12 protein-coding genes are annotated in these 10183 nt (G+C 72.7%); 2 read left to right on the top strand and 10 right to left on the bottom strand.

Annotated features, from left to right (window positions below):
• Window positions 1–459: DUF6069 family protein (locus HGA02_RS04065; RefSeq protein WP_246247407.1), on the top strand; the 459-nt coding region annotated here is incomplete at its 5' end.
• Window positions 460–532: 73 nt separating this feature from the next.
• Entirely contained in the window at window positions 533–838 is a 306-nt protein-coding gene (locus HGA02_RS04060) for a hypothetical protein (protein ID WP_168677837.1), read from the top strand.
• A 130-nt stretch (window positions 839–968) separates the two neighbouring features.
• Here the strand turns inward: HGA02_RS04060 and HGA02_RS04055 are convergent, their stop codons facing one another.
• The 10 genes from HGA02_RS04055 to HGA02_RS04010 form a co-directional block, all read right to left on the bottom strand.
• On the bottom strand, window positions 969–2078 hold the full coding sequence (locus HGA02_RS04055; RefSeq protein WP_168677835.1) for a branched-chain amino acid aminotransferase: 1110 nt from the start codon (window positions 2076–2078) through the stop codon (window positions 969–971).
• Window positions 2079–2204: 126 nt separating this feature from the next.
• On the bottom strand, window positions 2205–3269 hold the full coding sequence (locus HGA02_RS04050) for a 3-isopropylmalate dehydrogenase (protein ID WP_168677833.1): 1065 nt from the start codon (window positions 3267–3269) through the stop codon (window positions 2205–2207).
• Between the two features lie 98 nt (window positions 3270–3367).
• Complete coding sequence (locus HGA02_RS04045; protein ID WP_168677831.1) at window positions 3368–3910, bottom strand: ASCH domain-containing protein; 543 nt, start codon at window positions 3908–3910, stop codon at window positions 3368–3370.
• 102 nt (window positions 3911–4012) lie between these two features.
• Complete coding sequence (gene ilvC, locus HGA02_RS04040; RefSeq protein WP_168677829.1) at window positions 4013–5041, bottom strand: ketol-acid reductoisomerase; 1029 nt, start codon at window positions 5039–5041, stop codon at window positions 4013–4015.
• A gap of 45 nt (window positions 5042–5086) precedes the next feature.
• Window positions 5087–5611: an acetolactate synthase small subunit gene (gene ilvN, locus HGA02_RS04035; protein WP_124342018.1), complete on the bottom strand. Its 525-nt coding sequence runs from the start codon at window positions 5609–5611 to the stop codon at window positions 5087–5089.
• 4 nt (window positions 5612–5615) lie between these two features.
• Complete coding sequence (locus tag HGA02_RS04030) at window positions 5616–7490, bottom strand: acetolactate synthase large subunit (protein ID WP_168677827.1); 1875 nt, start codon at window positions 7488–7490, stop codon at window positions 5616–5618.
• A 289-nt stretch (window positions 7491–7779) separates the two neighbouring features.
• On the bottom strand, window positions 7780–8337 hold the full coding sequence (locus HGA02_RS04025) for an AMIN-like domain-containing (lipo)protein (RefSeq protein ID WP_168677825.1): 558 nt from the start codon (window positions 8335–8337) through the stop codon (window positions 7780–7782).
• A gap of 175 nt (window positions 8338–8512) precedes the next feature.
• On the bottom strand, window positions 8513–9067 hold the full coding sequence (locus HGA02_RS04020; RefSeq protein ID WP_168677824.1) for an AMIN-like domain-containing (lipo)protein: 555 nt from the start codon (window positions 9065–9067) through the stop codon (window positions 8513–8515).
• Between the two features lie 176 nt (window positions 9068–9243).
• Window positions 9244–9810 (bottom strand): pyridoxamine 5'-phosphate oxidase family protein, encoded by a 567-nt coding sequence (locus HGA02_RS04015; protein ID WP_168677822.1) that lies wholly within the window; start codon window positions 9808–9810, stop codon window positions 9244–9246.
• Between the two features lie 125 nt (window positions 9811–9935).
• Window positions 9936–10183 (bottom strand): response regulator transcription factor (locus HGA02_RS04010; RefSeq protein ID WP_168677820.1); only part of this gene is annotated, 248 nt, incomplete at its 5' end.

Below are 10183 nucleotides of genomic sequence, written 5' to 3'. Positions count from 1 at the left end.
GGCACCCCCGTCGCCGCCGTCCCCGTCACCCCGGTCCGGCCCGGGCTCGACGCGGGACGGTACTGGGCGGGCGTCGGCGCCACGGCGCTCGTCGCCGCGCTCGTGGCGGTCGCCGGCGTCCTCGTCCTGCAGGAGATCCTCGGCATCGACCTCGTCGTCCAGGACCTCTTCGGCACGGACTCGCCCATGACGTCGCTCGTCGTCGGCGCCGTGGTCGCCGCCCTCCTGGCCGGCGCGCTCCTGCACGTCCTGGTGCTCACCACGCCGCGACCCCGGTCGTTCTTCGGCTGGATCATCGGCCTCGTCACGCTCGTCGCCGCGCTGCTGCCGCTGACCTGGACCGACGACGCGACGTCCGCCGTCGCGACCGGCATCGTGCACCTCGTCATCGGCATCGCGATCTGGTCGCTGCTGTCGGGCGTCCTCACCTGGACCCGTCGACCGGTCCCGCGGGTCTGACGCGCCGGACGCTCACCCGAGGACCCGACGGGCGCGGCCGGACGGACCGCGGCCCTGCTGGCACGATGCGGGGATGGACGAGGCACCGGTGCTGGCCGACCTGCGCGCCGCGCGCGACAACCTGAGCGCGCGCGGCGAGGACGCCGCCGCCGCCGCGCTCGGGCACGTCATCGGCGCCGCGGAGTACGCCGAGTACAAGGAGGGCTGGCCGTGGTCGGACGCGCAGGTCCGGTCGCTGGCCGAGCTCACCGCACGCAGGCTCTCCGACGAGGCGGAGCTGTACGAGTCGGCGGGTGACACCGCACGCGCCGAGGCGGCACGACGCGGGCTCGCCGCGCTCGAGGGCTACCGGCCGATCCGGCACGAGGGCGGGACCTGAGGGACGAGTACCGGCCGCTGTCGCACGAGGGCGCAATCTGACGGACGAGCACGAGCGGATCACGCACGAGGGCGGGACCTGACTGTCGCCAGGTCCCGCCCTCGTCGCCGTCGTCCGTCCGGGGACGCGCTCAGACCAGGCGGTGCAGCCAGCCGTGACGGTCGGTCGCGCGGCCGTACTGGATGTCGGTGAGCTCCGCGCGGATGCGGCCCGTGACCGGGCCCGTGCCGCCGTCGCCGACCGTGAGGTCGAAGTCGTCGCTCGCGAGGCGGCCGATCGGCGTGACGACCGCGGCCGTGCCGCACGCGAACACCTCGGCGACCGAGCCGTCCTCGATGCCCGCGCGGAGCTCCGCGAGCGGGATGGGCCGCTCGTTGACCTCGTGCCCGGCGTCGGACAGGAGCTGGAGGATCGAGCCGCGCGTCACGCCCTCGAGGATCGAGCCCGAGATCGGCGGCGTCGAGGCGCTGCCGTCGGCGCCGATCACGACGATGTTCATGCCGCCGAGCTCCTCGAGCAGCGTGTTCGTCGTCGCGTCGAGGAAGCAGACCTGCTCGCAGCCCTTGGCGTACGCGTTCTGCTGCGGCAGGAGGCTCGCGGCGTAGTTGCCGCCGCACTTGGCCGCCCCGGTGCCGCCCGCGCCCGCGCGGTGGTACTCGGTGTCGACCCAGATCGACACGGGCTTCAGGCCGCCCGAGAAGTACGGGCCGACGGGCGACGCGATGACGAGGTACTCGGCCTCGAGCGACGGGCGCACGCCGAGGAAGCTCTCGGAGGCGTACATGAACGGCCGCAGGTAGAGACTCGTCTCCTCCCCCGACGGCACCCAGTCACGGTCCGTCTGGACGAGCGCGGTGATCGAGCCGAGGAAGTCGGCCTCCGACAGCGCCGGGAGCGCGAGGCGCTGCGCGGAGCGGGCGAACCGTGCGGCGTTGGCCTGCGGGCGGAACGTCCAGACGGAGCCGTCGGCGTGCTGGTACGCCTTCAGCCCCTCGAAGATCTCCTGCGCGTAGTGGAGGACGGCGGTCGCGGGGTCGAGCTGCAGCGGGCCGTACTTCTCGACGCGTCGGTCGTGCCAGCCCTCGCCGTCCCGGTAGGAGATGCGGGCCATGTGCTCGGTGAACACGGTGCCGAACTTGGGCGACTCCAGCGCCGTGGCGCGGGTCGCGGGGTCGACCGGGGTGTCCGTCAGCCGGATCTCGAACTGGTCGGCGGACGTGGGTGCTGCGAGGGTGCTCATGTCGGGGGGCCTTTCACCAGGGTCGTTGATGACGGTACCGGTGAGGACGGCCGGGTGGACAGGTCGCGCCAGGACCGCAGGTCGACGACGGGTCGACCGTGCTCGCGGCGGCGCGAGGAGCGGACGTCAGCCGGCGACGCGCGCGGCGAGGTCCTTGCCCACCTCGGCCGTCGACCGTACTCGGTCCGCCGAGCCGCGCTCGACCAGGTCGGCGGCGACGGCGGCCTCGACGCGGCGCGCCGCGTCCGTCTGGCCCAGGTGGTCGAGCAGGAGCGCGACCGACAGCACCGTGGCGGTCGGGTCGGCCTTGCCCTGGCCCGCGATGTCGGGCGCGGAGCCGTGCACGGGCTCGAACATGCTCGGCGCCGTGCGGTCCGGGTTGATGTTCGCCGACGCGGCCAGGCCGATGCCGCCGGTGATCGCCGCGGCGAGGTCCGTGAGGATGTCGCCGAAGAGGTTGTCCGTGACGATCACGTCGAACCGCGACGGGTTGGTCACGAGGAAGATCGTCGCCGCGTCGACGTGCAGGTAGTCGACCGTGACGTCGGGGAACTCGGCGTTGACGGCCTCGACCGTGCGGCGCCACAGGTGTCCCGCGTGCACGAGGACGTTGTGCTTGTGCACGAGCGTGAGCTTCTTGCGCGGGCGGGCGGCGGCCCGGGCGAACGCGTCGCGCACGACGCGCTCGACGCCGAACGCGGTGTTGACGCTCACCTCGTTGGCGACCTCGGCCGGCGTGCCGACGCGGATCGCGCCGCCGTTGCCGACGTACGGGCCCTCGGTCCCCTCGCGGACGACGACGAAGTCGACCTCGCCGGGGTTCGCGAGCGGGCTCGTCACGCCCGGGTAGAGGCGGCCGGGGCGCAGGTTGACGTAGTGGTCCAGCGCGAAACGGAGCTTGAGCAGCAGACCGCGCTCCAGGACGCCCGACGGGACGGACGGGTCGCCGATGGCGCCCAGGAGGATCGCGTCGTGGCCGCGGATCGCGTCGAGGTCGGTGTCCGTGAGCGTCTCGCCCGTCGCGTGCCAGCGGCGCGCGCCCAGGTCGAAGTCGGTGGTCGTCACCGTGGTGCCCGTGCCGTGCAGCGCGGCCTCGAGGACCAGCAGACCCTGCTCGACGACCTCGGTCCCGATGCCGTCACCGGCGACGACGGCGAGGCGGAGGTCCTGGGCAGGAGCGTTCGGTGCCATGAGAGCACCCTAACCCTCGTCCCAGTGGCCGGAACGCCCATCTCGATACCTGGAATGCGGTCGCCGCGCCTCGACCCTCGAGCGCCGGGGGCGCGGGTTCAGTCGACGGGCGGTGTCGGGCCGCTCGTCGGGTAGACGAGCTCGAACCGCTCGGTCACCACCGCCAGGTCGGGCGAGAACCGGTCGTCGCCCAGCACGCGGCGCCAGTACTTCTCGTGCTCCGTGCGCCACGACGCGAGCGACAGGTCGTCCTCGCCCTCCGCGTGGGCGTGGTCGTCGCCGACCTGGTCGAACGGCACGACCTCGACCTCGGTCGTGCGCAGCAGCGCGCGCGGCTCGCCCGTGCCGTCCAGGACGATCGACAGGTCGCCCACGACCGGCAGGCCCAGGCCCTCGTCCTCGAGCTCCGCGAGCGCGGTCGACGTGCCCGTCTTGCGGCCGTCGAGCACGAGCGCGAGCAGCTGGTCGGCGAGCGCGGGGTTGTCGCCGAACGACCACGACGGCGGCGGGACGACGTCCTTCGGCTGCTCCCCCATCACGGCGTCGAGCTTGCCGAGCCCCAGGTGCCCGCGGGCCGCCTGCCAGAACGCGGTGATCCGCTGGTCCTCGCCGTGCGCGCCGATCGTCGACTGGTCGGTCATCGTCGTCCCTCCGTCGGTGGTGCGCCCATCTTGGCGTGAAGCACGACGGGCGTGCGACCTGGGCGGAGGCCCGGTCGCACGCCCGTCGAGACGTGCAGCACGTCAGCGAGCGGCGGAACCCTCGACATAGTCCGAGTCGGAAGGCTTGACCCACGCGAACAGCTTGCGCAGCTCGCGGCCCACGGGCTCGATCGGGTGGTTCTGGCCCTTCTCGCGCAGCTCCTTGAACTCCGGCGCGCCGGCGTCCTGGTCGTCGATGAAGCGCTTGGCGAAGGCACCGTTCTGGATGTCCGCGAGCACGGCCTGCATGTTCGCCTTGACGTCGGGCGTGATGACGCGCGGGCCCGAGACGTAGTCGCCGTACTCGGCCGTGTCGGAGACCGACCAGCGCTGCTTGGTGATGCCGCCCTCGAAGATGAGGTCGACGATGAGCTTGAGCTCGTGCAGCACCTCGAAGTACGCGACCTCGGGCTGGTAGCCGGCCTCGGTCAGCGTCTCGAAGCCGTACTGGATGAGCTGCGACACGCCACCGCACAGGACGGCCTGCTCGCCGAAGAGGTCGGTCTCCGTCTCCTCGGTGAACGTCGTCTTGATGCCCGCGGCGCGCAGGCCGCCGATGCCCTTGGCGTAGGACAGCGCGAGCTTCCACGCCTCGCCAGACGCGTCCTGCTCGACGGCGACGATGACGGGCACGCCACGGCCGTCGGCGTACTCGCGGCGGACCAGGTGGCCCGGGCCCTTGGGGGCGACCATGAGGACGTCGTGGCCCGCGGCCGGCTTGATGTAGCCGAAGCGGATGTTGAAGCCGTGCCCGAAGACGAGCGCGGCGCCGTCCTTGAGGTTCGGCTCGATCTCGTCGCGGTAGACGATCCGCTGCACCTGGTCGGGTGCGAGGACGACGACGACGTCGGCACCGGCGACCGCCTCGGCGACCGTCGCGACCTTGAGGCCCTCGTTCTCGGCCTTGGCGCGGGACGCCGAGCCCTCACGGAGGCCGACGGTGACGTCGACGCCCGAGTCGCGCAGGTTCAGGGAGTGCGCGTGCCCCTGGCTGCCGTAGCCGATGACGGCGACCTTCTTGGACTGGATGACCGACAGGTCGGCGTCGTCGTCGTAGAACAGCTCAGCCACGGTGGATCTCCTCGTTGGTGTTCGTTGGTGCAGTCGTGAAGGGTGTCAGGCGGAGCGCGAGACGCGCTCGAGCGCCCGGTCCGTGATCGAGCGCGAGCCGCGGCCGATGGCGACCGTGCCGGACTGCACGATCTCACGGATGCCGAACGGCTCCAGGGCGGTCAGGAGGGCGTCGAGCTTGCCGGGGCTGCCCGTCGCCTCGACGACGACGGTGTCCGGGACGACGTCGACGACGTGCGCCCGGAACAGCTGGACGACCTCGAGGACCGACGTGCGCTGCGCGGTGTCGGCCTTGACCTTGACGAGCAGCAGCTCGCGCTGCACCGAGGACGCGTCCTCGAGCTCGACGATCTTGATGACGTTGATCAGCTTGTTGAGCTGCTTCGTCACCTGCTCCAGGGGCAGCTCGTCGACGTCGACGACGACGGTGATGCGCGAGATCTCCTCGTGCTCCGTCGGGCCCACGGCGAGCGAGTGGATGTTGAACGACCGGCGGGCGAACAGGCCGGCGACGCGTGTCAGGACGCCGGGCTTGTTCTCCACGAGGACGGAGAGGGTGTGGCGGCTCATCGGGTCAGTCCTCTCGGTCCCACGCGGGGCTGATGCCCCGGGCGTACTGGATGTCGTCGTTGCTGACGCCGGCGGCGACCATCGGCCACACCATGGCGTCGCGGGACACGGTGAAGTCCACGACCACGGGGCGGTCGTCGATCTCGAGCGCACGCTTGATGGTCGCGTCGACGTCGGCCTTCGACTCGCAGCGCAGGCCCACGCAGCCGTACGCGTCGGCGAGCTTGACGAAGTCGGGCACGCGCACGGTGCCGTGCCCGGTGTGCAGGTCGGTGTTCGAGTAGCGCGACTCGTAGAACAGCGTCTGCCACTGGCGGACCATGCCGAGCGACGAGTTGTTGATGACCGCGACCTTGATCGGGATGTCGTTGATCGTGCAGGTGGCGAGCTCCTGGTTGGTCATCTGGAAGCAGCCGTCGCCGTCGATCGCCCACACCGTGCGGTCGGGCTGGCCGACCTTCGCGCCCATCGCGGCGGGCACGGAGTAGCCCATGGTGCCGAGGCCGCCCGAGTTCAGCCACGAGTTGGGGCGCTGGTACTTGATGAACTGCGCGGCCCACATCTGGTGCTGGCCCACGCCCGCGGCGTAGATCGCCTCGGGACCCGAGAGCTCGCCGATCCGCTGGATGACGTGCTGCGGGGCCAGGTGCCCGTCGGACGGCTCGTCGTAGCCCAGCGGGAACGTCTCGCGCCACGCGTCGAGCTGCTTCCACCACGCCTCGAGGTCGGGCTTGCCGTGCTGGCCGTGCTCGCGCGCGAGCTCCGGCAGCAGGTCGGTGAGGACCTCGCGCAGGTCGCCGACGATCGGCACGTCGACGGCCTTGTTCTTGCCGATCTCCGCGGGGTCGATGTCGGCGTGCACGACCGTGGCGTTCGGCGCGAACGACGCGAGCTGGCCGGTCACGCGGTCGTCGAACCGCGCGCCGAGCGCGACCACGAGGTCGGCCTTCTGCAGCGCGGCGACGGCGGCGACGGTCCCGTGCATACCGGGCATGCCGAGGTGCTGCGGGTGCGTGTCGGGCAGCGCGCCGCGGGCCATGAGCGTCGTCACGGCCGGGGCGCCCGACGCGTCGACGAGCGCGCGCAGCTCAGCGGCGGCACCCGCGCGGATCACGCCGCCGCCGACGTACAGCACGGGCCGCCGGGACGTCGCGAGCAGGCGCGCGGCCTCCCGGATCTGCTTGGCGTGCGGCTTGGTCACCGGGTGGTAGCCGGGCAGCGACACCTCCTGCGGCCACGAGAACGTCGTCTGCGCCTGCATGGCCGACTTCGAGATGTCGACGAGCACCGGGCCGGGCCGTCCGCTCGCGGCGATGTGGAACGCCTCGGCGATCACGCGCGGGATGTCGTCCGCGTCGGTCACGAGGTAGTTGTGCTTGGTCACCGGGAGCGTGATGCCGACGATGTCGGCCTCCTGGAACCCGTCGGTGCCGATGAGCGACGCGACGACCTGGCCCGTGATCGCGACGAGCGGCACCGAGTCCATGTGCGCGTCGGCGATGGGGGTCACGAGGTTGGTCGCACCCGGGCCGGACGTCGCCATGCAGACGCCGACCTTGCCGGTCGCGGCGGCGTACCCGGCGGCCGCGTGGCCGCCGCCCTGCTCGTGCCGCACGAGGATGTGCCGCACCTTCGCGGAGTCCATGAGCGGGTCGTACAGCGGGAGGATCGCGCCGCCCGGGATGCCGAAGACGGCCTCGACGCCCTGCTCCTCGAGCGAGCGGACGATCGACTGCGCGCCCGTGACCTTCTCGACCGTCGTCGGGGCGGCCGGGACGCGCTCGCGGTCGGCGCGGGGGTGCGCGACGGCGGCGGGGCTGGCCTGCGGGACGGGCGGCGCGGGCGTTCGCGGCGGTGCCGGGTGAGGACCCTGGACCATCGGTGTCTCCCTGGGTGGTGCGGTGGGGTGTTCGTCGGGCCGGAACACAGAAAAACCCCTCGGGCCCCGACGTGGGAGGCGGGACGAGGGGTGCGCGCGCGGACGAGACCTGGTGCGGTGGCCTCAGCCGGCGCGCTCAGGAAGTACTACAAGGATCGTCTGCACCCGAGCGACCCTACGCCTCCGTCGGTTCGGTGTCACGCCGTCTCACATGATGGTTCACGTGTCCACCCATCGGAAGGGCGGCCGTCCGTCCCCGCAGGTCGGACGGCCGCCCCCTGCGGACGCGTCAGCAGGTCGTCCCGGTCGCGCACCACTGGTGCCCGACGTCCACGACGAGCCGCGAGCCGCCGCCCGGACCCGCGAGCACGAACGCCCGGAACGGCAGCCGGGCGCGCACGCCGAGCCCGATGGACGTCACGCTCTCGAACGAACCCGCGAACACGACGTCACGGAACGTGCGGTACGACGAGGTGTCGACGAGCCGGCCACCGGGACCGACGAACCACGCGTCGGTGGCGACGACGCCCGCCTGCGCGACCACCAGGAGTCGCGCCCCTCCGCGGACGTCCAGGGGGACGCCGGACGGGTCCTGCGTGACCACGTCGACGTACCTGACCGACCACCCGGCGAGCGGCGCGTCGACGTCGAGGACGAGCCGGTCGTAGCAGTCGTGCCGACCGGCTCTGACGTCGGTGACGGCCCCCGACGGGTAGCCGAAGGCGGACTTGTCGAGCGAGCCCCACACCTGACCGCAGTACGGCGCCGCGGACGCGGCGGGGGCCGAGAGCAGGTGCAGGCCTGCGACGAGAGCGAGAGCGAGAACGGAGACGATCGACTTGCGCACGAGGCACCACCTCAGGACGAAGGGCAGGGGTCTCCCCGGTGGTGCGGCGCGGACGCGACGACGTCGTCGGGGTCCGCACCGCGTGGCGTCCGACGGCGCGGGCGTGTGCAGGCGGGCGGGACGGGCCCGCACCTGGAGGAGCCGCCCCGCCGCGCGGTGATACCCGGCGCCCGCGTCAGCAGGTCGTGCCGGTCGCGCACCACTGGTGACCGACGTCGATGACGAGCCGCGAACCGCCACCCGGACCCGCCAGCGCGAAGACGCGGAACGGGAGCCGGGCGCGCACCCCGAGCCCGACCGTCGTGTACCCCTCGTAGCTGCCGACCCACACGACGTCCCGGAACGTCCGGTAGGACGAGGTGTTCACGAGCCGCTGACCGCTCACGAAGGGCACGTCGTCCGTGTCGACGCCCGCGTGCGCGACGACCGCGAGGCGTGCCCCGCCACCGACGTGCACGGGGAAGCCGGAGCCGTCCTGCCGGATGACGTCGACGTACTGCACCGACCACCCCTCCACGGGCGCGGACACGTCGAGGACGAGCCGGTCGTAGCAGTCGTGCCGGCCGGCGCGGACGTTCGTGACGTAGCCCGCCGAGAAGCCGTCCGCGGACTTCGCGAGCGAGCCCCACCGCTGTCCGCAGTAGGGGGCGGCCGACGCGGCCGGGGCGGTGAGCAGGCTCAGGCCTGCGACGAGGAGCAGAGCAAGGAGGGAGACGATCGACTTGCGCACGAGGCACCACCTCGGGACGAAGGGCAGGGGGATCCCCCAGCGGTGCGGTGCCGGGCCCGACGTCGTCGTCGCGCCGAGCACCGTCGGGACGTCCGCCGCGTGGGCGCTGTCGGGCGGACGCGGTGCGATGCCCACACCCGAAGGAGCCCCGCGGGCGCCCGCCAGATACCGCCGCCTCAGACGGCCGGCTCGGGGTCGAAGTCGAACGCCGGCAGGCCGTCGATGCTCGTGCGGTTCTTCAGCCGGCGGTACGCCGCCTGGCCGTCGGCCCCCTTGCGCTCCATGTACGGCGGCAGCAGGTCCCGCTCGCCCACGTAGTCCATGAGCGGCACGCCGTACCCGCACGAGTCGGAGACACGCTCGACGTCGACGACCACGACGGCGCGCGCGCCGCGCGTCTCGGGGAACAGCGCGAGCAGCTCGGCGAAGCCGTCGTCGTAGAGCGTCACGAACCGGCCCCGGCCGTGCAGCCGCACGATGTTCGGCGGACCGTCGAAGGCGCAGAACATCACCGTGATCCGGCCGTTCTCCCGCAGGTGCGCGATGGTCTCGGCGCCGCTCGCGGTGAGGTCCAGGTACGCGACGGTGTGGTCGTCGAGGACCACGAACGACCCGTCGACGCCCTTGGGCGACACGTTGACGTGCCCGTCCGGGCCGCTCGGGGCGGTCGCGACGAAGAACACGTGCTGCGCGAGGAGGAAGCGGCGCATGCGCTCGTCGATCCGCTCGTGGACCTTGCCCATCGTGCCGCCTCCCGCAGTGCCGCCGTGCCGTCGCCCCGTCACGCTAGCGTCCGCGGCGCGCGGTGCGACGACCCCGTCCGCGCGCCGGTCACGGCACGCGGCAGGCCGACCGGGTGGGCCGGGTCTCAGGCGCCGGGCAGGATGCCGCGTTCGATCGCGACGGTCACCGCGCGCGTCCGGTCGTCGACGCCGAGCTTCGCGAACGCGCGCAGCAGGTGCGTCTTGACGGTCGCCTCGGTGATGAACAGCTCGCGGCCGATCGCGGCGTTCGACAGCCCGCGCGCGACGCCCGCGAGGACCTCCTGCTCACGCGCCGTGAGCCGCTCCGCGTCGCCGCGGACCTGCTGCACGAGCCGGCGCGCGACCGACGGCG

It is taken from the genome of Cellulomonas septica, assembly GCF_012396155.1.
GTDB lineage: Bacteria > Actinomycetota > Actinomycetes > Actinomycetales > Cellulomonadaceae > Cellulomonas > Cellulomonas septica.
This window is presented reverse-complemented; position numbering and strand designations above follow the sequence as displayed.